Origin of the sequence: Haemophilus parainfluenzae (genome assembly GCF_014931275.1) — a bacterium.
GTDB lineage: Bacteria > Pseudomonadota > Gammaproteobacteria > Enterobacterales > Pasteurellaceae > Haemophilus_D.
Map to the genome: position 1 here is coordinate 1543302 of NZ_CP063110.1, position 21407 is coordinate 1564708.

General features: G+C 39.8%; 14 protein-coding genes. 9 read left to right on the forward strand and 5 right to left on the reverse strand.

Going from position 1 to position 21407, the window contains the following annotated elements; all coding sequences use genetic code 11:
• Positions 1-229: 229 nt before the first annotated feature.
• The 4 genes from INQ00_RS07555 to cdd all read left to right on the forward strand — a co-directional run bounded on the left by INQ00_RS07555 (position 230) and on the right by cdd (position 5027).
• On the forward strand, positions 230-1183 hold the full coding sequence (locus INQ00_RS07555) for an ABC transporter permease (protein WP_197546682.1): 954 nt from the start codon (positions 230-232) through the stop codon (positions 1181-1183).
• Positions 1183-3159, forward strand: coding sequence for a dipeptide/oligopeptide/nickel ABC transporter permease/ATP-binding protein (locus INQ00_RS07560; protein WP_197546683.1), 1977 nt, complete (start codon positions 1183-1185; stop codon positions 3157-3159). Before INQ00_RS07555 ends, INQ00_RS07560 begins: the two co-directional genes overlap by 1 nt.
• A 1-nt stretch (position 3160) precedes the next feature.
• Positions 3161-3973, forward strand: a complete 813-nt coding sequence (locus INQ00_RS07565) for an ABC transporter ATP-binding protein (RefSeq protein ID WP_005696082.1) — start codon at positions 3161-3163, stop codon at positions 3971-3973.
• Positions 3974-4151: 178 nt separating this feature from the next.
• Positions 4152-5027, forward strand: a complete 876-nt coding sequence (gene cdd, locus INQ00_RS07570; protein WP_197546684.1) for a cytidine deaminase — start codon at positions 4152-4154, stop codon at positions 5025-5027.
• An 87-nt stretch (positions 5028-5114) separates the two neighbouring features.
• Here cdd and metE read toward each other — a convergent pair whose 3' ends face one another.
• The 5 genes from metE to INQ00_RS07595 all read right to left on the reverse strand — a co-directional run bounded on the left by metE (position 5115) and on the right by INQ00_RS07595 (position 10727).
• Positions 5115-7388, reverse strand: a complete 2274-nt coding sequence (metE, locus tag INQ00_RS07575) for a 5-methyltetrahydropteroyltriglutamate--homocysteine S-methyltransferase (RefSeq protein ID WP_197546685.1) — start codon at positions 7386-7388, stop codon at positions 5115-5117.
• 230 nt (positions 7389-7618) lie between these two features.
• A complete protein-coding gene (locus INQ00_RS07580) occupies positions 7619-7828 on the reverse strand; it encodes a TOBE domain-containing protein (RefSeq protein ID WP_005696093.1) in 210 nt (69 codons plus the stop codon).
• Positions 7829-7896: 68 nt separating this feature from the next.
• Complete coding sequence (locus INQ00_RS07585) at positions 7897-8931, reverse strand: ABC transporter substrate-binding protein (protein WP_197546686.1); 1035 nt, start codon at positions 8929-8931, stop codon at positions 7897-7899.
• A gap of 21 nt (positions 8932-8952) precedes the next feature.
• Positions 8953-9741 carry an ABC transporter ATP-binding protein gene (locus INQ00_RS07590; protein ID WP_197546687.1) on the reverse strand — a complete coding sequence of 263 codons (789 nt, stop codon included), beginning with the start codon at positions 9739-9741 and terminating at the stop codon, positions 8953-8955.
• Positions 9741-10727 (reverse strand): FecCD family ABC transporter permease, encoded by a 987-nt coding sequence (locus INQ00_RS07595; RefSeq protein ID WP_197546688.1) that lies wholly within the window; start codon positions 10725-10727, stop codon positions 9741-9743. Before INQ00_RS07595 ends, INQ00_RS07590 begins: the two co-directional genes overlap by 1 nt.
• A gap of 329 nt (positions 10728-11056) precedes the next feature.
• Between INQ00_RS07595 and INQ00_RS07600 the strand changes: the two genes are divergently transcribed.
• From INQ00_RS07600 to INQ00_RS07620, 5 genes are read left to right on the forward strand one after another with little or no spacing between them, the layout of a single operon-like run.
• Positions 11057-12634, forward strand: coding sequence for an SrfA family protein (locus tag INQ00_RS07600; protein WP_197546689.1), 1578 nt, complete (start codon positions 11057-11059; stop codon positions 12632-12634).
• 36 nt (positions 12635-12670) lie between these two features.
• Positions 12671-15709: a virulence factor SrfB gene (locus tag INQ00_RS07605; protein ID WP_197546690.1), complete on the forward strand. Its 3039-nt coding sequence runs from the start codon at positions 12671-12673 to the stop codon at positions 15707-15709.
• Between the two features lie 12 nt (positions 15710-15721).
• A complete protein-coding gene (locus INQ00_RS07610; RefSeq protein WP_197546691.1) occupies positions 15722-18403 on the forward strand; it encodes a putative virulence factor in 2682 nt (893 codons plus the stop codon).
• Positions 18404-18413: 10 nt separating this feature from the next.
• Positions 18414-19403, forward strand: a complete 990-nt coding sequence (locus tag INQ00_RS07615; protein ID WP_197546692.1) for a hypothetical protein — start codon at positions 18414-18416, stop codon at positions 19401-19403.
• 50 nt (positions 19404-19453) lie between these two features.
• A complete protein-coding gene (locus INQ00_RS07620) occupies positions 19454-21406 on the forward strand; it encodes a vWA domain-containing protein (RefSeq protein WP_332103106.1) in 1953 nt (650 codons plus the stop codon).
• Position 21407: the final 1 nt, after the last annotated feature.

Below are 21407 nucleotides of genomic sequence, written 5' to 3' on the forward strand. Positions count from 1 at the left end.
AAAGTGCGGTCATTTTTCTCCCTATTTTTCAATCATTTTTTCTCTCAATTTCATTTCCAAAAAATCTTTGTGAAGCCGATCACAGATTTGAATTTTGCTCTATGTACTTGGATTGACAGGACTTAGGCTGAACATTATGATTACTATAATTCATTTTGTTTTTGAATTTGATTGTTTTGCTTCATTTTTGAAGCTAACGAATTTCTCAGGCTAGAATAGGAGAAGTCAGATGGAAATGATACTTCGGTTATTGTTACGCCGATTGATGGCCTTGCCAGTCATGATTCTTGGTGTAACAGCACTCGTTTTTGTGGTGCTTCAATTCACACCAGGTGATCCTGCTACGGTGGCATTGGGCGAAAGTGCTAGTGAAGCGGCAAAACAACTTTACCGCGAATCACATGGCTTAAATGATCCACTCTTTATTCAATATTTTCGTTTCTTAGGTAATTTACTTGTATTGGATTTTGGTGTGACTATGCCACCAGAATTACCAATCAGTAGCATGCTAGCGAAATCTTTCCCAATCACTTTACAACTTACCTTAATTGGTGTGGTGTTTGCGGCAGTAGTTTCTTTTTCATTAGGTGTACTAGCCGCGCTTTATCGTGATAGCTGGGTAGACCAAGTGATTCGTTTAATCTCTGTTGCAGCGGTTGCGACACCATCATTCTGGTTAGGTATCTTACTTATTCAATGGTTCTCTTTGGAATTAGATTGGTTGCCTTCTGGTGGTTTTGTGCCATTCAGCGAAAGCCCAATGGGGTATATCAATTCCATGATTTTGCCATCTCTTGCGCTTGCCGTGCCGGTGTGTGCGTCATTAATTCGTGTAGTGCGTACAACCATGGTTGAAGAAATGGATAAAGATTATGTGAGAACAGCGATTGGTAACGGCGTGCCTTATGCAACTGTTATTCGTCACAACGTATTACGCAATGCATTAATCACGCCTGTAACAGTATTAGGTTTACGTGTAGGTTACTTACTTGGTGGTGCAGTGGTTATCGAACAAATCTTTGACTTACCGGGCATGGGTAAATTGATTTTTAACGGTATCGTCAACCACGACTTACACTTAGTACAAGGGGTGGTTCTGACAATCGCTTTTACTTTCGTTTTAGTGAATATTATCGTTGATATTCTCTATGTGTTGATTAACCCTAAAATTCGGAGTCTATAATGTTTCGTCAAGGTTTAGCAGATCGATTAGCTGCAAGCGGTGCGAGATTCCGAGCACTTTCCACCGCATCAAAAATTTCATTATTATTCTTAGTTTTCGTTGCCTTAGTGGCGGTATTTGCCCCTTGGGTAGCAACACATGATCCATTAGAAGTGATCGCACGTATGCGTGCTCCAAGTGCGGAATATTGGTTTGGGACTGATCGACTTGGTCGTGATATTTTCTCTCGTATTGTTTATGGTGCCCAAACGTCCTTATTTATCGGTTTAGGTGCGGTAGCTTGCGCCATTATTTTCGGTAGTGTTTTAGGTGCAACTGCAGCCACATCCGAGAAATGGGGCAATGAAATTATCATGCGCTTAATGGATATTTTAATGGCCTTCCCTGGTATCGCATTAGCGGCAGTGTTATTAGCAACCTTTGGTAACTCTGTGCCGGTCATTATCATCACCATTGCTGTGGTTTATACTCCGCAACTTGCTCGTGTAGTTCGTGCGAATGTGGTATCACAATGGGATGAAGATTACGTGCGTGCTGAGCGTGTTATTGGTGGTAGCCGTACTTATATTCTTCTCAAACACGTTGTACGTAATACCGCGGCACCGGTTTTAGTCTTCGCAACGGTAATGGTGGCAGATGCTATTGTGTTTGAAGCCTCGCTTTCTTTTTTAGGCGCAGGTGTACAACCACCACATCCTTCATGGGGTAACATTCTTTCTGAAGGTCGTAACATCGTATTAAACGGCGCATGGTGGGCGACAACCTTTGCGGGTGTGATGATTCTTCTAACCGTATTAGCCTTAAATATCTTGGCGGAAGGGCTTACCGATGCATTGGTTAACCCGCGCTTGAAAGGCGGTAAAAAACCAGAAGGCAAATCAGATGAACGTCTCTCTACCGACGTACAAGAAGCACTTGCTGAAGGTCTTGCATTAAAACGTTACTTACTCAAATTACATGAAAAAGAAATCACCCGTACGAATCGTATGCAATTAAATCCAAATGCAAAGCCGATTTTACAAGTGAAAAACTTATCTATTCGTTTCCCGAATCGTTATGGTGAAATTCCATTGGTTGATAACATCAGCTTCACCGTAAATGAAGGCGAAACCATGGGATTAGTCGGTGAGTCTGGTTGTGGTAAATCCATTACAGCATTCTCCATCATGGGCTTGTTACCAAAAACAGCAAAAATCACTGGGGAAGTGCTTTTCACAGACCGTAGCGGAAAACAACACAGTTTACTTAATGCTAACAATCTAAGTGAATTGCGAGGTTCTGAAATTGCGATGATTTACCAAGACTCTTTAAGTGCGTTAAACCCATCAATGCGTATTAAAGATCAAATGGCTCAGCTCATTAAACGTGGTAGTCACCATACTGCAGAAAAATTGTTGGAATGGGTACACCTTGATCCTGAAAAAGTGTTAAACCGTTATCCACATGAGCTTTCTGGTGGTCAACGTCAACGTGTGGTAATTGCAATGGCATTAACTCGTGAGCCGAAATTATTAATCGCCGATGAACCAACAACCGCATTAGACGTTACCGTTCAAGCAGAAGTGGTAAAATTATTGAATGAACTACGTGAAAAACTAGGGTTTGCGATGGTGTTCGTCAGTCACGATTTAGCATTAGTTGCACAATTAGCTCACCACATTACGGTAATGTATGCAGGACAAGTGGTTGAAATGGCACCAACATCCTTATTGCTTGCTAATCCAACTCATGAATATACACGTGGCTTATTGGGCTCTGTACTTTCAACTGAAGTCCGTGCGAAACGTTTATATCAAATTCCGGGCAGCGTACCGTCACCTTACGACTTTGCGGTAGGTGACCGTTTTGCAAGTCGTTCATTACGACCAGATGCAAATCCGGAACAAAAATTGGTATTAACCGCTGTGGAAGGCGAGCCGTCTCACTTGTGGGCTTCTCATTTAGCTGAGCCTGTAACGGAAGCGAAAGGAGCATAATATGAGCAGTAGTATTAAAGTCATTAAAGAACAAAACATCATCGATTTAGAAAATATCGTGGTGCAATTTCCTTCTCGCGACGGTTCATTATTTGGACGTAAAAAATTCACAGCGGTGAATAATGTGAGTCTTGGCATTAAAGCGGGGGAAACCATTGGTTTAGTAGGGGAGTCTGGCTGCGGGAAATCTACCCTAGCCAATGTAATAATTGGACTTCTTAAACCAACATCTGGTTTAGTGAAATTCAACGGTTTACAAATGCAATATGGCAGCTCAGAAGCGAGAAAACAATTCGGTCGCCAAGTGTCGGTCATTTTCCAAGACCCTGCAACCGCGCTGAATCCTCGTATGAAAGTGTTGGATATTTTGCGTGACCCAATGGATATTCACAATGTGTTACAACCCCATGAACGGGAAAAACGTGTGTATGACTTGCTTTCTCGCGTCGGTTTACCACGTTCTGCAGCACAAGTTGAACCGACTCGTTTATCCGGTGGGCAAAAACAACGTGTGGCCATTGCACGTGCTTTAGCGCTGAATCCAAAACTGATTGTGGCGGATGAGCCGACTTCTGCGTTAGACGTATCCGTTCGCGCTCAGGTGTTAAACTTATTGGCGGACTTGAAAAAAGAACTCAATCTTGCCATGGTGTTTATCTCTCACGATATCCAAACCGTACGCCAAGTATCTGATCGCATTGTCGTGATGTACGGTGGTCAAATTTTGGAAACGGGTAGCACTGAAGATATTTTCAATCATCCAACCGTGGACTACACCCGAAAATTACTTGGTGTTGCACCATCATTGTTATAAAACGAGTGAATAAAACATCTTAATTTATGACCGCACTTTAAAAGTGCGGTTATTTTTTTGATCATTTTTTTATTTTAAGGTTTTGATAAATTTTAGAAACATATTCCGAAAGCCTTTTAGAGTTTAGGTTTTTTCTCAAATAGCGTAGAATGGGCATATAAAAATAAGGAGATTTAACATGCAACAAAAAATTCAACAAGCATTAGCAAACTCGCCACTTTCAAATGCAATTCTTTCTGCGTTAGAAGAACAAGAATGGAAAGGTTTTTTACCGGCTGAAAAAGTGCGGTCAATTTGTGATGAATTTAAGCTTACGCCTGTTCAACTAGGGTTGGCACTTTTGCCCGTAGCAGCTTGTTATAGCCACACGCCCATTTCAGAATTTCATGTTGGCGCGATTGCGATTGGTGAAAGTGGTGATTTTTACTTTGGTGCGAATCAAGAATTTCAGGGTAGTAGCATGGCTCAAACCATCCATGCTGAACAAAGTGCGATTAGCCATGCATGGTTACGTAATGAATCTCGTATCACGGATATCGTGGTGAATTACACGCCTTGCGGTCACTGCCGTCAATTTATGAATGAGCTTTATCAAGCGCAAGATTTAAAAATTCATTTACCACACAGCCAAAATAATCCACTTCCTCAATATTTACCCGATAGCTTTGGCCCGAAAGATTTAGGTGTTGATTTGCTTCTATTAAACAAAGAAGAACAAGGTTTCACTTTGACGACGGAAGATGAAGTGGCAAATAAAGCCATTTTAGGGGCAAACCGAGCACATTCACCTTATTCTAACAGCCCTCATGGTGTAGGCATTTTATTTAAAAATGGGGAAATGATTTGTGGTCGATATGCAGAAAATGCGGCATTCAACCCAAGCCTACCCGCTATGCAAACAGCGATTAATTTTGCTTACTTAAATCAATTGGATGTATCAAAAATTGAGCGAGTGGTATTTGCAGAGAAACCGTTGCGTTTAAGTCACCGCAAAATGGCAGAGCAGTTATTGAAGAGCCTTTGCAAGGTTAAAATGGAATATATTAGCCTGTAAAGTGCGGTCAAAAATGAATTAGTTTTTGGACTAAAAGAAAGGGCGAACAGAGATAATCTCTCATGTTCGCCCTTCTTTTTACTGATTTTATGCTAATTCAGCACGTAATTTTTTCGTAACATCAACCATCACTTTTAGTGCAGCAATCGTTTCTGGCCAACCGCGCGTTTTTAATCCACAGTCTGGGTTTACCCATAAACGTTCTTTAGGTACCACTTGTAATGCTTTGCGAAGAAGATGTTCAATTTCTTCTGCTGCAGGTACGCGTGGACTGTGAATATCATATACACCTGGGCCAATATCATTCGGGTATTTGAAATCACTAAATGCGCTGAGTAATTCCATGTCAGAACGCGAGGTCTCGATAGTAATGACATCGGCATCTAAGGCTGCAATAGCCGGTAGAATGTCGTTAAATTCGGAATAACACATGTGCGTATGAATTTGGGTATCATCTTGGCAACCCATTGAGCTTAAACGGAAGGCTTCACCCGCCCATTTCAAATAAGCATCCCAATCAGCACGTTTTAACGGTAAACCTTCACGAATAGCCGGCTCATCAATTTGAATCACTTTGATACCTGCTTTTTCTAAATCTAACACTTCATCAGAAAGCGCTACCGCAATTTGTTTGCAGACTGTTTCACGAGAAATATCGTTACGCACGAAAGACCATTGTAAGATCGTGACTGGACCTGTCAGCATGCCTTTCATCACTTTATTGGTAAGGCTTTGGGCATATTGTGACCAACGTACCGTCATGGGTTCTGGACGAGTAACATCACCGTAAATCACAGGCGGTTTTACGCAACGTGAACCATAACTTTGTACCCAACCAAATTTGGTGAAAGCAAAACCATCGAGTAGTTCGCCGAAATATTCCACCATGTCGTTACGTTCTGCTTCGCCATGTACCAATACATCTAAGTCTAATTTTTCTTGCTCACGTACAACAAATTCAATTTCTTTTTTCATTGCAGTTTCGTAATCAGCTAAGCTGAGTTCGCCTTTTTTGAAGGCTGCACGCGCATGACGAATTGCTGTCGTTTGTGGGAAAGAACCAATATTCGTGGTGGGTAGAAGTGGTAAATTTAACCACGCATTTTGTAATTTAATACGTTCCGCAAATGGCGATTTACGTTGGTCGGCATTTTCCGGTAAGTTTGCTAAACGTTCTGCCACACAAGTGCGGTGAATTTCACGCGAGTTTTTACGTGCATCCGCAGCTGCTTGAGATGCCGCTAATTCGGCTTGAACGGCTTCACGACCTTGTTCTAGAGCGGTCTTAATAATGCGTAATTCTTGAATTTTTTGTAACGTGAAAGCCAACCATTGATATAGTTCAGGTTTATTTGCTTGGAGTTGCGTTTCAACTTCTAAATCATAAGGTGTATGGAGGAGAGAGCAGCTTGGTGCAATCCACAAACGATCACCTAATTTCGCTTTTAATGGTTCAATCACATCTAACACTTGATTTAAATTTGCTCGCCAAATATTACGACCATCAATGATACCCACAGACAAGATTTTGTCGTAATCCGCAAAGGTAGCAAGCTGTTCAGGTGCGCGTACTAAATCAATATGTAAACCTGCAACAGGTAAGGCTTTTAACAAATCAGCATGTTCTGCCACAGAACCAAAATAAGTCGCAAGCAATAATTTCGCTTTCACTTGTTCAGCAAAAGTGGCGTAAACCGCTTTATAAGCAGCAATCCATTCTGCCGGTAAATCTAAGGTGAGAGCAGGTTCATCAATTTGAATGTATTCCACACCTTCCGCAGCTAACGTATTTAAGATTTCAACATAAACCGGCACGAGTTGTGCTAATAAATCAAAGCGATTAAATGTCGCACCTTTTTCTTTACCTAACCAAAGGAAGGTGAGTGGACCAACGATTGTTGGTTTAACTTGATACCCAAGCGCTTTAGCTTCACGAATTTGAGTCACATAATGTACCGGGTTTGCTTTAAATTGTGTTTCTTTATGGAATTCGGGTACAAGATAGTGGTAGTTGGTATCGAACCATTTTGTCATTTCAATCGCAAATTGGGTTTTATTGCCACGCGCCAACTGGAAATATTGATCGAGTGTTAAGTTTTGGCTATCGAAACCAAAGCGAGCAGGAATTGCACCTGTTGCCACTTGTAAATCTAAAATGTGATCGTAAAGTGTGAAATCAGCCACCGCGACAAAATCAGCATTTGCCTTGGCCTGGTGTTGCCAGTTAAGTTCACGTAATCTTTTTGCAATATCTAATAAATCTGCTTCTGCAATTTCGCCACGCCAGTAACGCTCTTGAGCAAATTTAAGTTCACGCTTTGCGCCTACGCGCGGAAATCCTGCTAAATGAAATGTTGTCATAATTAATCCTTCTATTGTTTTGTTTGGTTTAGACGTCTAAACGTCTGTTCGGTTATAGAATGCAATAGAAAATAAAATTACACAACTTCATAATTTTCAGGTTTTGAATGAATTTTATTAATAAATCTGTATTATTTTAACGAATGAAAGTGGAGGGTAGGGAAAAAAGACAAAAAAATAACCGCACTTTAAAGCGCGGTTATAGAGAATTCTGAACAGTTTAGTTGAGATTATTCAACACCAACCATTACAGAAGTTGCTTTGATAATCGCATATGCTTCTTTACCAACTGCTAAACCTAATTCTTTTACTGCATCGATAGAGATAGTAGAAGAAATTATGTTGCCGTTACCGATATCAATGTGTACGATTGCGTTCACAGAACCAGTTTCGATTGATTTTACAGTACCTTTAAGTTGGTTTCTTGCACTAATTTTCATCAAGTATTTCCTTATGTTTGAGTTAAAAAGAATAGGTATTATATAGGTAAATATATAAGTTGAAAATACTACTTAATAGGTGATAAACCTTTTAAGATTTGCTCGGCATTTTCTTTGCTTAACGCGTAACCGTAATATTTTTTATAGAAGGCTTGCGTTTTTTCTACCATGTTTAAATCTTTAAAGTATTCAGGATGGAAGAGCTGAGCTGCCCAAAGAATTTGTAAGGCTTCTTCTGCACTGTAGCGATCCCATGGGAACGTGCCGGTTGGATTGGCATAAATACGATTATTTTTGACCGCACTTATTGATTGCCATGCCGGATCGCCTTTGATTTTATCTATCGCTGCTTGCGCTTTATTGCCGCTGCTGCCAATGATGATCACATCTGGATTGGCTTGCAAAATAGCTTCCATAGTAACCGCAATCATATTGGCTTCATCTGGTAACACGCTTTTACCACCGGCTAATTTAATCCATTCGCCGATCATGGATTTTCCGCCGTCAATCATCAATAAGTCAGAGCCTTTAGTGATATGTAACACCGTAGGGCGCGCTTCATCTTTGAGACCTTTAAGACGATTTTCCACAAATTGAATATTGTCTTCTAATTCTTTGATATAGCTTTCTGCAATTTCAGGTGCTTTATCACCTAAAACTTCAGCGGTAATCCGTACGGTTTTCTTCAAACCATCAAAATCTTGGAAACTTACACGCACGCCTTTTAATCCCGCTTTTTCCACTTCAGTTAACATGGATTTTTTCGAGAGCAATACGGCATCGGGCTTATGACTTAACAGTTCTTCTGTTTGAATGGTTTCGCCATTGGTTAATACCGGTACGTTTTTGATATTTGGATACACTTCGCTATACCAAGGATTGGCCGCGATAGATGTAGTCGTGCCAACCAGTTTATTGGCACCGCCTAATAGTAAGACAATTTGGTTATTGGCATGCCAAAGATCGGCTACACGTTGTACGTTATCCGGTAATTCAACTTTGTTTCCTTCAACGTCGGTTATGATCTTAGCTTGTAGTGGCATAGCAAAACAAGCTGCAAGAGAGAGGGCGATTAAGCCTTTTTTCAGAGAGTGTTTCAACATATGAATTTCCTTCTAGTGGGGTTATAAATGGGTAATCGCACAGATTTGTCGTTGCAGAGCTGGCACATCGACCAGGCGCAAATCTGTTTGATAAAGCGCTTTTAAGTTGGCTTCGGTAATGATTTCTGGTGCCGAACCTGTTTGTAATTTGCCGTGTTCGTTTAAGATGCTCACGCGGCTGTTGGGTAGTGCGCTATGCAATAACATCGGATGATCGGGATTGTGTGTTGTCATCACAATGGTAAAGCCTTGCAAGGAAAGCTCTTTTATTAGGCTTAAGGTTTTAAACACATTGCCGTAATCTAATGCCGAAGTAGGTTCATCAAATAAAATCAGTTGTGGTTGTTGCACCAAAATACGCGCAAGATTGACCAGTTGCTTTTCACCGCCACTCATTTGCATATAAATTCGGTCTGCAAAATGACTGATGCCAAGTTTATTTAAAGCCTCATCAACTAATGCAAAATCAGCTTCACTTGGCTTATCAAAAACACCTAAATGCGCCGCGCGTCCGAGTACCACATAATCACGCACACGATATTGATAGGTTTGTGGGCTGTGTTGCGAGACATAAGCAATTTTTTGCGCAATTTGCTTGCTGCTCATTTCGCTTAATTTGCAATTATCCAGCAAAATCTGACCGCTCTTTGGTTTCAAAAGCCCCGCGATACAGTTTAATAACGTTGATTTACCACGACCGTTTGCTCCAAGAATAGTCAGCAATTCGCCTTTTTGTAAGGTTAAATCAATGCCATTGAGTAACGAATGTTCAACGTTGTGCCAGTAATACAGATTGTCAATTTTCAGCATTAGTCCACCACCTTTTGTTTAATCAGCACCCAAGCAAAGAATGGCGCACCGATAAAGCCAGTGAGAATACCGAGAGGAATTTCTTGAATGTATAAATTGCGGGCGAGAGTGTCGATGACGAGCAAGAAAATCGCGCCGATAAGTCCAGCTAGCGGTAAACTTTTGACATTGTTATCACCAATGAAAAGCCGTGCTAAATGCGGAATCACTAAACCAAGCCAGCCTATCGTTCCGCTTAAGCAAACCGATGAAGCCGTCAGCAATGTGGCACAAACCACCATTAATCCTCGTTCTAATCGAATATTTGCCCCAATTAATTTTGCCTCGCGATCGCCCAATGAAAGCACATTGATACGCCAACGCATTAAAAATAAACCAAGGGTAGTAAGCAAAATAATAGGGGAAAGGACGAGCAAGTTGTCGTAGTTGGATTTGGTTAGGCTACCTAATTGCCAATACACAATGTCAGCTAGCTGGGTTTCGGGATCAGCGAGGTATTTCAATAGGCCTAATGTTGCCATCATAAAACCTGAAACGATAATGCCGGAAAGGACCAATACAATGGTGGAGTCGCGTTGAATTAAACGCGGTAAATTCATGGTGAGCAAGACGGCAATCAAACCACCGACAAAGGCAAAGGCTTGAATACCCAACATGCCCGAGCCAATTAAAATCGCTAATGCAGCGCCAACACAGGCACCATTAGATACCCCTAAAATATCAGGTGAAACCAATGGATTGCGGAAAATACCTTGATACACAACACCCGCAATAGCCAATGAGGCACCGACAAGTATGGCAGCAATCACACGAGGTAAACGAAGATTAAAAATAATGTTGTTTTGCACATCATTGACATTATTACCAATTAGACTTTGCACTACATCCTCAAGCGGAATCGCAAAACGCCCCCAAGAGAGCGAACATAAAATGAGCCCAATAAGCAAGCAAAGTAAAAGGGGAAAGGTAAGGGTGGATTTGTTCATACACTCAAAATTCGTTGTTTTTATAAGTATATAGCGATTATATTTTTTTGTATATAGCGAAATTTGAGTAAAAAATAACCGCACTTTGTGGGCGGAGGAACTAATGAAATAAGGTATTGTGTTAAATTATTTTATAGTATTTACGTTAATTAAGGGTGTTTCTATGAAGCAACACTTAATAGTATTAAGAAATTTATTTATCCCATATAAAATTTAATGATTTAAACGTTATATTTCTTTACAAAACATATAAATATGTCTTCATTTTTCATCTCAACTTTTATAGAATGGTAGCTATTTTAATAAGTTTTAGTCCGCGGAGTTTTTTTATGTTAAGTGCATTGTTGAGAAGTGGTGAAATCAAAAACTATACGCCATTAGGCCAAGATGGCATGGCAGTTTATACGGTAGCATCCCAGTTGCGAGATGCACTTAAGTTTAAGCGAGGTCGTTCCTTTGCTGAATATTTAGCGATCCCACAGCGTAATGAACAGGGGGATAAAATCGATTGGTATGTGCCGTTTGATTCCACTCGTGCAGATGGGCAATATATGATTATCCCTTGGACCTCGGCTACGGAAGAAGAGCGTGAAAATGCTCGTGCAGAATTGAAAATTTTTGAACGAACTGCACTGGAGTTAGGTAAAGAACTCATTCAATCTCCCACTTCCAAAGGCGATCAACTGCTATTTGCCCGTTTACTCTGTGGCGGCAATCCTGATGATATTACCGATCCTGAAAATCTCAAAGCCTTGCGCTTTCCTAATCCTGAACATGTTTATTTGGTCAATGATCGTCCAGTGATTACTTTCTGGGGATTTCTAGAAAAACACGCAGCTGCGCACGGTAATCCATTCCTTTCTTTACAAGCTGCTGCACCAAAACCAATTGAACCAGCTTTACCTATAACGCCAGTTGAACCTGTCGTTGTGAAAAAACATCCTTGTCGTGTGTTTTGGTGGGTATTGCCGTTATTACTTGGATTACTTTTATTATTGGCTTGGTGGTTTAAGGATTTATGGTGGCCAAAAGAGGAAGTGACAGTGAAAAATGACCCTGTCACAGTTTCTGAACCACAAACAAAAAACCTCAAAAAACCGAAAGAAAAAGAATTACGTAAATTGAAAGATGTTCTTTACCGATATCTGAATGGACGCTGGGTTGATGGAAAGGGTGTGGCTGTGACAGATCCTTCAGTTTTAAATCAACTAGGCGATGCTCCAATTATTGGAGAAGGAAATATGCAAGGTGAAGGTCTTAATACACCATTAACAGAAACAGATGCTGCCAAAGCTGATGAATCAAAAAATGATAAAGCAGATGATGCCAAAGCAGAGCAAAATAAAGATGAAAATAAACAACAACCGCCAGTAGACCCTCTAGCAGAGGGTAAATCGGATACTAAAGAGGATCAAAATAAAGTAGATGAAAAAACACAGCAACCACCAGTAGATCCGTTAGCCGAAAATAAATCAGATGCTCAGGCTGGACAAAATAAAGAAGATGATAAAAAGAATCAAACCACTTCTGATGCTAAACAATTACAAATTCCAACAACCAGTACACAAAATGGTAATGTAGATTTCCTAAATGGCCAGTGGAATGCTGGGGCGGGGATTCAGGATAAGACTACTGGTAAACCGCTACGATTAAAATATGCATTCTCAGGTGGCGTAGGTCAAGTACAAGTACAACGCGGTGACGGCGTACAATGTACAGGAGATGTTTCTGCAAAAATGCAAGGCAGTGGTTTGAATATTACTAATAAAGGTGTGGCAAAATGTAGCGATGGCTCAAGCTATCAGCTACCTGAAGTAATTTGTAAACCTGGCGCGAAGAGTATTGCAGATTGTCAAGGTGGATATGGCTCAGGACAGAGTTTCCCAATGACAATGAAATCGAATTAGTGAACCAATAAACAACGAATAGAAGCGAGAATAAAAATGTTACCGGATTTACATCATTACGGAAAAGAAATCTCACTAATTATGAATAGTGGGGTGCAATTTTTAGACTTCGGTTTAAAAATTGATTGGAAAGACAAAGAATGGCGTAGCAAAAGTATGGGAAACTTCGCCTCTGGCGGTGAGAACCATCCAATTCGTCGATTAGTTGAACATCGTAGCGGTGAAGGTTATTGCGATAGCAGTGATTTGAGCCGAATGGTTAAAGTGGAACACGAAATCAGTGTAGAGCAGTCGTTTAAATTATTAGATGGTGTTTGGTTACCTATTCCTGTTTTGCGTACAGTAGCTTCCACAGATGGCTTTGATGAAGGCCCTTATAACTGGGCACGTGCACGAATTGTTAAACTAGCTGAACCAGATGTAGAAGGCAATACCTATCGAGTTACTTTAGCTTTTGATACTAAAATTTTTCCTAATCGTGCTGATGTTGCTTACCTTGCGCCAACTGAAGAAGATGTGCGTTCTGGCGCGGTTTTTGGGCTCGCTTATCAATCTCATCAAATGTCGTGGTTTTTGGACTACAAATGGATAAATGAATGGTTATTGGAACTCTTCACTGAATTAGCTCCCGAAAATGATCGTTTAAAAATTCATCCAGATGATCTGAAAATGGACATTGCTGCTAAATTTCATCAAGGTCATTACTTGAATATTTTGGCTATTCTTGGTGAAGAAATTGATATTCCACGGATTAAAATGATTTCTAATCGTTCTGATGAAATTAATCGTGCCATTCCAGTTGATATGGTATTGGATGTGGGGAACTCTCGTACCTGTGGAATTTTAATAGAAGATCACGTGCAGGAAAAAGATGGTTTGAAAAAACGCTATGAATTGGAATTACGTGATTTGACACGCCCAGAACGAGTGTACTCCGAACCATTTGAAAGTCGAGTTGAATTTGCTCAAGCATTTTTTGGCAAAGATCATTTTTCTGTGCAAAGTGGGCGTCGTGATGCTTTCCAATGGGCAACAATTGCGCGCGTAGGGAAGGAGGCCGCCCGTTTAGCAAGTCGTCGAGAGGGAAATGAAGGTTCAACAGGTTTATCTAGTCCAAAACGTTATTTATGGGATGACGCCCGTTACGAACAAGGCTGGCGTTTTAACTCATCCTATGTAAAAACAGATTATGAGCCTTATGCAACAGCAGATCCACTTTCTGGATTAATCAATGAGTATGGTGAAGCATTACATATTTTGCGGGATGATATTGATGAAGAATTTGAACGCAAAATGCCTGTATTCCAACCTAAATATTCTCGTCGTTCATTGATGACGTTTATGTTATCAGAAGTGTTGATGCAAGCATTAATGCAGATTAATAGTCCTGCTCAACGAGCTAAATTGGAACATTCTAAAGCACCGCGCTTTTTACGCTCTATTATTTTGACTGTACCACCGGCAATGCCTAAACCTGAACGAGAAATTTTCCGTCAATCTATTTATCAGGCTATCGGCTTGGTTTGGAAATCTCTTGGCTGGGATAAATCTGATGATGATTTTGACTTCAATTCACAAAGTGCAAGAGAAAAATATTGGCCGATTTTACCTGAGGTGATTATTCAATGGGATGAAGCAACTTGTGGTCAAGTTGTCTATCTATTTAATGAAACTCAAAATAACTATGGCGGTCGACCAGAAGAATTTATTGCTGCATTGCAACGTCCAGATAAAAAAGAAAAGGATCGTATTACTATCGCAACTATTGATATAGGTGGTGGTACAACAGACTTGGTAATCAACGATTACTCGCTGGATTATGGAGAAAACGGTGGTTCAGGTAGTAACGCCTATATTATCCCGACTCAGCGTTTCCGTGATGGTTTCAAAGTGGCCGGTGATGATATTTTGCTAGACATGATTCGTAATGTAGTAGTGGAATCTTTAACTGTTGGTTTGAAAAATGCAGGTTTACGTGATCCTGAACCTATTCTTTCTGAATTGATTGGTGATCAGGCCTTAAAAGTACAAGATGCATTATTACGCCAACAATTGACATTACAAGTATTCAGCCCAATTGGCTTGCGCGTATTGAAAGAGTACGAAGGTTATGATCCAATGCAAAAGACCAATGCATTAAATGGGAAGACTTTTGGTGAATTATTAGAAGACGTAGAACAGCCTACAGAAAGTGTGTTGGATTATATTAATGAACCGATTCGCCGTGCGTTAGGTCGTCCAGATTTTAATATTTTAGATTTACCGGTTCAGGTGAATTTAGAACGTATTCACAGTTTATTTATTCGTGGTGATTATTTTGATATCTGCAAAACCTTCAACGCTTTGTGTGAGGTCGTCAACAGCTATCAATGTGATGTGTTGTTACTGACCGGCCGACCATCTCGTTTACCGGGTGTACAATCCTTCTTCCGTTCTCGTTTACCTTTACCAGTCGGACGGATTTTACCATTACATCATTACCGCACAGGAAACTGGTATCCATTCCACAAACAAGGTCGTATAGATGATCCAAAAACGACTGCCGCAGTGGGTGCTATGCTTTGTTTCTTATGTAAAGATATGCGTTTAACCAACTTCTATTTACGCTCAATGGCAATGACAGCTTATTCTACAGTGAAATACATTGGGTATTTAGATAACAATAACGTAATTAAAGACAGCAACGTTTATTATCACGATATTGATTTAGACAATGAGGATTATGATTTCCCAGATACTTCCTTTGAAGTACGCGGTGATACCCGTTTAGGTTTCCGTCAATTAAATGTAGAGCGTTGGGTTGCTTCTCCACTTTATATGCTCTCTATAGAAAGCCGCGAATGGAAAGCGATGTTGAATAATGAAGGTGTGGTATTACAAGTAACGTTAGGTATAAAAAATAGCCGTAATAGCCAAGAAAGAGCTGAAAATTTCTACATAAAAAATGTGACAGCATCAAATGGCCGCTCTTGTGTACGAGAGAGGGATATTACCCTTCATCTAAACACGATGACCGACGCGGGACTTGGTGATCAAAAATTATATTGGTTAGATACTGGCTGTGTGAAACGATAGGTGGAAGAGAAAATGACGGATAATCAATTAACAACATCTTGGGATAAGGTATTCCAAGCATCACAACAAGCGATTGATTGGGTGAATGATGTTCGACCAAATGTTGCCCGTTTAAATAATGAGGCTGATGGTTTAATTCTTGAACTAAGACGTTTACGTAATACGGCAAAACGCCTAGGTGCCGTTTCTTCTAAACCAATTACAGCTGGTTTTTTTGGGTTATCACAGGCAGGTAAATCTTTCTTAATTTCAGCACTGGCAGCCGATCAAAAGGGCAATTTGGAAACGATTTTTGACGGCCAACAGTTGGATTTCATTAAACATATCAATCCTCCTGGTGGCGGAAAAGAAGCAACGGGTTTGGTTACTCGTTTTACTCGCTCAGCAAAAGCGGCTGTTACAGGCTATCCTTTAGAGCTTCGCTTATTTCATGAAATTGAAATTGCCAAAATTTTAGTTAATGCTTATTTCAACGATTTTGATAAAGAACGTGTGACTTATCAATTGGAACAATCTCGCATTAATGAAATACTTAAGCCTTTAAATGCTAAATTGAATGCTCAACCTGTAAAAGGTGTTAATGAAGATGACGTAGTTGATTTGCAGGATTACGCCCAGGAAAGCTTCGGAAAATCTTTATCTGTATTACAGGCTAATTATTGGGCTAGAGCGGTAGCCATGGCACCAAGACTGAGCATTGAAGATAGAGCAACATTATTCTCCATATTATGGGCAGAAATTCCAGAGTTGACTCAAATCTATATTCAATTTGCAAAAACACTGGCTCAATTAGGTAATCCTGAACGTGTTTATGCACCGCTTACCGCAGTAGTAAAAGATAATGGTACTGGTGGTCTTTCTCAAGCTGACAGTATTATGAACGTTGATATGCTTGAGCGTTTAGGTACAAATCGAGATGAACAAATTGCTGTTCGTCCTCTTATTGAAGAAGGCCATGTTGGTGAGCCTGTTTCCATTTCTTTGGCTGAATTAACCGCACTTACCGCAGAATTAGTTTTCCCGTTGATTAACCCAACTAAAGTGCCGGCTGTTGAAACGGTTGATTTATTAGATTTTCCTGGGTACCGAGGTCGTTTAGCAATCACTTCTTTAAGTGAAGTAAAAGAAGGCAATCCTGTATCTCAACTCATTTTAAGGGGCAAAGTAGCTTATCTTTTTGAGCGTTATACCGATAGTCAAGAAATGAATATTTTGATTGTTTGTACTCCATCAACCAAGCAATCTGATGTGAATAGTGTAGGTCCTGTATTGGAGCGTTGGATTAATAAAACGCAAGGAGATAATCCGACTGATCGTGCTAAACGTAAACCAGGACTTCTTTGGGCGATAACTATGTTTGATATGCGTATCAGTAGTGATTTGGCCAAAGATGAAGATATGCTGAAAATGTCTTGGGGACAAGGTGGATTGCTGAAACAAACGATTTTAGAGCGCTTCGGAAACTATGCTTGGCTAAATGAATGGGCAAATGGCAAGCCGTTTGATAATGTTTTTTTAGTCCGTAAACCGGGTTTCAAAGTGGCTTTTTTAGAGATGGATAATACTGAAGAATTAGCCATTAATCCAAAAGAGGCTGGGCAGCTTAATCTTTTACGTAGTACTTTTGCTAATGACCCTGATATTCAAAAACATGTTGCTCAACCTCAAGAGGCCTGGGATGCAATGATGAAATTGAATGATGGTGGGATGCAACGAATTAGTGATTATTTGAAAACGATTGCTTTGCCAGAAGTGAAAGCTCAACGTTTAACTGAGCAACTTAATGAATCTATCCATCATATTGTAGAAAACCGTTTTTCTTCTTGGTATCAAAGTGAAGGAGCTGAAGAGGTCAATAAAAAACGTCAATTAGCACAAATGATTGTTGGTGAATTAAGTAAAAAAGGGCTTTTGGTCGGTGAGTTTTTACGTTGTCTTCAATTACCTGAAGAGACAATTCGTTCTTTATATTTTTCTGATTATGAAGAGGTCTTACTAAACAAAGGTGAAGAAGAAACTAAAGCACAAGAAAATTCAGCAAATACCTTTGATGCTGGTTTTGGTTTTAGTTCAGAAGGATTTGATTTATTTGCTGAACCGGCTCCTGTTGTTGTAGAAGAGAAACCGGCTGAAAAAATTGTGGAATCTCGTTTTGCTATGGCTGCATTTAAATCCTGGATTGAACATTTGCGTTCAATTTCTTCTGATCAGCATTTGATGCAATTCTTTGGTTTTACTAAAGAAGCCGTTGAAGGTTTAGTTGGTGAATTGATTACTGGTGCAAATCGTCTTCATTTACAGGATAAACTTTCTAAGGTCGTTTTCCGTAATGAAAACGCAGGAAGTAAACGTGATCAATTAGCTGAGCGTCAAGTATTTTCCATTAATACTGAAATTGCGGATTTTATTGCATGGTTAGATTTTGTTAATCAACCACTGACTCAACGTCCGGCTAGTCGTGTGATGAACGAGCGAGCAATATTTGAAAATAGGGAAGTTGAAAAGGTAAACGGTTTACCTAAATTAGATGACCAAACTAATAATTACACTAAAAATTATCTTTTTGACTGGTTTGTAGCCTTTGGTCACTTTGCTGAAGGAAATGCCGGACACAGCGCTGGACGGGAAATTGATCAGGTCAGCAATACAAAGTTAGGTTCGGTATTAGATTTATATCGTTCTGCACAATGCTAAGGAATAGAAAATGTTACGAATTCAATTAGAGGAAGATCGTCCAGGATACGCTAAATTCACTGCGATGAAATGGAGTGGTAGTACAGAAGTTGAAATTGCAGTACAGCGTAATCAGGATGGCTGCTATTTTAATGGCAATGATACTCCATGGAATCCAGAACCAGTATGGCATAAGGTGGAGGGATTAACCTTAGAAAATGATGTATTGCAAGGTATTATTGGTAAATGGCTAATTGATAGCCTTGTTCAACAGATCGGTAATGTACGTTATATGATGTCTGTCCGTGATGTACAGGACGGTACGATTGTTGATAGTGGCCCAGTCAGAATGGTTGGTAATATCTTAGCGTCTCTTGCTGGTGGTGACTCCAGTCGAGAAGACAATGTACAAAGTCATGTGCAAGCTGAGCCAGAACCAGTTATTGAAGAGCCTTTGGTAGAACCCATTGTTGTAGCTGAAAATGAGCAATCAACAGAACCAGCTATAGTATTTGAAGATTTAGCGCAAAATGAAACACAGTCTGAGCCTGTAGAGAATATTGAAGTACCAGTTTCAGTAGAGCAAAAGAAAAAAGGTAAAGGCGGCTTAATTGCCTTAATTTTAGCCCTATTGATTGGGGGAGGAGTTGGAGCTTATTTCTTCTTAAATAAGAAAGATGAGCCAGTGGCAAAATCTGACTGTGCAGTGGATACAAATACTAATGATGAATTGGCGTTTATTCAGAGCTGTTTGAAAACTAAACCAGAACCAAAACAAATTTTAGAAATTATTGCTTCGGCTAAACAAGCAAATAAATGTGCGATTGCTCAACGACTTTATGCCAACCAAGCTCAAGGTGGCAATGTGGAGATTGCACTGGCTTATGCGGAGGAATATGAAAAAGGTAGTTCTTGTTTCCAAGCTGATAAGGAAACAGCAATTTATTGGTATGAAACTGCATTAAGTAATGATCCGAATAATGCGACAGCGAAAGAAAAATTAGAGGCATTGAAAAAATAATGAAACAGTTAAGACTTTCTACTTTATCTCTTTGTTGCTTAACAGCAATCATGTCTCCGTCAGTTTTTGCTGAGGAGATAAAACCATTACTGCAAGAGGGCAAAACCACACTTTATCAACGTGTGTTAAGTACACCAAGTTGTGAGTTATTAGCAAAAAGTGATGCTAAGAGCGGTCAAAAAATTCCTGCTTTTTCCCGCTATTATGTATATAAACGGGAAAATGTAGGAAATAAGGCTTTATTACAGGTAGGCCCAGATAGCTTCGGTAAAACTGTCGGTTGGTTAGATGCTAATTGTGCTGTACCTTGGAATATGCAAATGACAATGGTCTTTACTAACCCATCCGATCGGGGTTCTTTATTGTTCTTTAAGGATAAAGCAACACTTGAAAGTATTATTAATGACAATTCTCCAGCAAAAGCAGTTGAGCCTATTCGTGCTGAACTTGCCCAAAAGAAAAGTAGTGAGAAAGTGTTAGCAGAAGAACCAAAGGAATTTGTAGATTTCCAAAAAAACTTCTATCTCTTACCTGTTTTACAGGGAGAAGAAGTGATGGATAGTCAAGGATTTTATGAGCGCTTGTTAGAAGTCGCATCTGTCAGCAAAAATGATAAGCCGGTCACTCAACCAACTACAAGCACAACAAACAATAATCAAACTAACAAAACAGGTCAAAACCAGCCTCAAGAAGTTGTTGGGTTTAGCGCTGCTGTAGTATTTGTTATTGATTCGACGATTTCTATGGACCCTTACATCAATAGAACGCGCGATGCCATTAAAAAAGTTTATGAAAAAATCGAAAAAGAGAACTTGGGTAAGCAGGTTAAATTTGGTTTAGTGGCATTCCGTTCAAGCACTAAAGCTGTACCTGGATTAGAGTACACTTCGAAAATGTTCGTTGATCCAAGTACCGTAAAAGATGGTAAAGATTTCATGGATAAAGTGGCAAATTTAAAACAAGCTACTGTTTCTTCAAAAGAATTTAGTGAAGATGCTTATGCCGGTGTATCACAGGCATTAAATGAAATTAATTGGAATAATTTTGGAGGCCGTTATTTAGTATTGATTACTGATGCCGGTGCGATTGAAGGGGATAATCCAATTTCGACTACGGGATTAGATGCAAAACAATTACGTTTAGAGGCTCAGCATCGAGGTGTTGCGCTTTATACTCTACATCTTAAAACACCATCTGGAAAAAATAATCATCAAATAGCTCAAGCACAATATAATGAATTATCTTTTAATAATTATTTAAATAAACCACTTTACTATCCGGTCAATGCTGGAGATGTGAATGAGTTTGGGCAAAAAGTAGATACTCTTGCTAGTGCTTTAACTAAGCAGGTAAAACAGGCTTACTCAGGTGAAGAGGCTGCTGGTAGCGTATTAACTGCCACCACAAAAACAGGCAGTGACCCGAAAAAATCTGAAATTGAAGAAGATGCTGTTTTATTAGGTAAAGCAATGCAATTGGCATATTTAGGGGATGTAAAAGGTACAAAAGCACCACCAGTATTTAAAGCTTGGGTGAGTGACCGTGATTTTGCTAAACCAACAATCCCAACTGCCGAGGCTCGAGTATTACTAACTAAATCACAATTAAGTGATTTGAGTGATGTAGTAAAGAAAATTGCGGATGCGGCAAATAGTGGGTTAATTTCACCAACAGATATGTTTGCACAACTTCGTTCAGTAGCTGCTGCAATGGGACAAGATCCAAATAAAATTAAGGAAGATAAATCAACTAAATTGGCAGATTTAGGTTTACTTGGTGAATATTTGGATGGTATTCCTTATAAGAGTCAAGTGACAGGAATTGATGAAGATACTTGGAAAGGTATGAGTGTGCAGGAGCAAGAGAAATTTATTCGCGATCTGCATAGTAAGTTACGTCATTATCGTATTTTTAACGAGGACCAATCTCGTTGGATTTCTTTATCAGAGGGTGCAGATCCTCGCGATAATGTATATCCAGTACCATTGGATGCTTTACCATAGA

Coding starts and splice junctions, on each gene's coding strand:
- INQ00_RS07555 (WP_197546682.1), top strand. CDS start 230: ATGGAAATGATACTTCGGTTATTGTTACGCCGATTGATGGCCTTGCCA.
- INQ00_RS07560 (WP_197546683.1), top strand. CDS start 1,183: ATGTTTCGTCAAGGTTTAGCAGATCGATTAGCTGCAAGCGGTGCGAGA.
- INQ00_RS07565 (WP_005696082.1), top strand. CDS start 3,161: ATGAGCAGTAGTATTAAAGTCATTAAAGAACAAAACATCATCGATTTA.
- cdd (WP_197546684.1), top strand. CDS start 4,152: ATGCAACAAAAAATTCAACAAGCATTAGCAAACTCGCCACTTTCAAAT.
- metE (WP_197546685.1), bottom strand. CDS start 7,388: ATGACAACATTTCATTTAGCAGGATTTCCGCGCGTAGGCGCAAAGCGT.
- INQ00_RS07580 (WP_005696093.1), bottom strand. CDS start 7,828: ATGAAAATTAGTGCAAGAAACCAACTTAAAGGTACTGTAAAATCAATC.
- INQ00_RS07585 (WP_197546686.1), bottom strand. CDS start 8,931: ATGTTGAAACACTCTCTGAAAAAAGGCTTAATCGCCCTCTCTCTTGCA.
- INQ00_RS07590 (WP_197546687.1), bottom strand. CDS start 9,741: ATGCTGAAAATTGACAATCTGTATTACTGGCACAACGTTGAACATTCG.
- INQ00_RS07595 (WP_197546688.1), bottom strand. CDS start 10,727: ATGAACAAATCCACCCTTACCTTTCCCCTTTTACTTTGCTTGCTTATT.
- INQ00_RS07600 (WP_197546689.1), top strand. CDS start 11,057: ATGTTAAGTGCATTGTTGAGAAGTGGTGAAATCAAAAACTATACGCCA.
- INQ00_RS07605 (WP_197546690.1), top strand. CDS start 12,671: ATGTTACCGGATTTACATCATTACGGAAAAGAAATCTCACTAATTATG.
- INQ00_RS07610 (WP_197546691.1), top strand. CDS start 15,722: ATGACGGATAATCAATTAACAACATCTTGGGATAAGGTATTCCAAGCA.
- INQ00_RS07615 (WP_197546692.1), top strand. CDS start 18,414: ATGTTACGAATTCAATTAGAGGAAGATCGTCCAGGATACGCTAAATTC.
- INQ00_RS07620 (WP_332103106.1), top strand. CDS start 19,454: ATGTCTCCGTCAGTTTTTGCTGAGGAGATAAAACCATTACTGCAAGAG.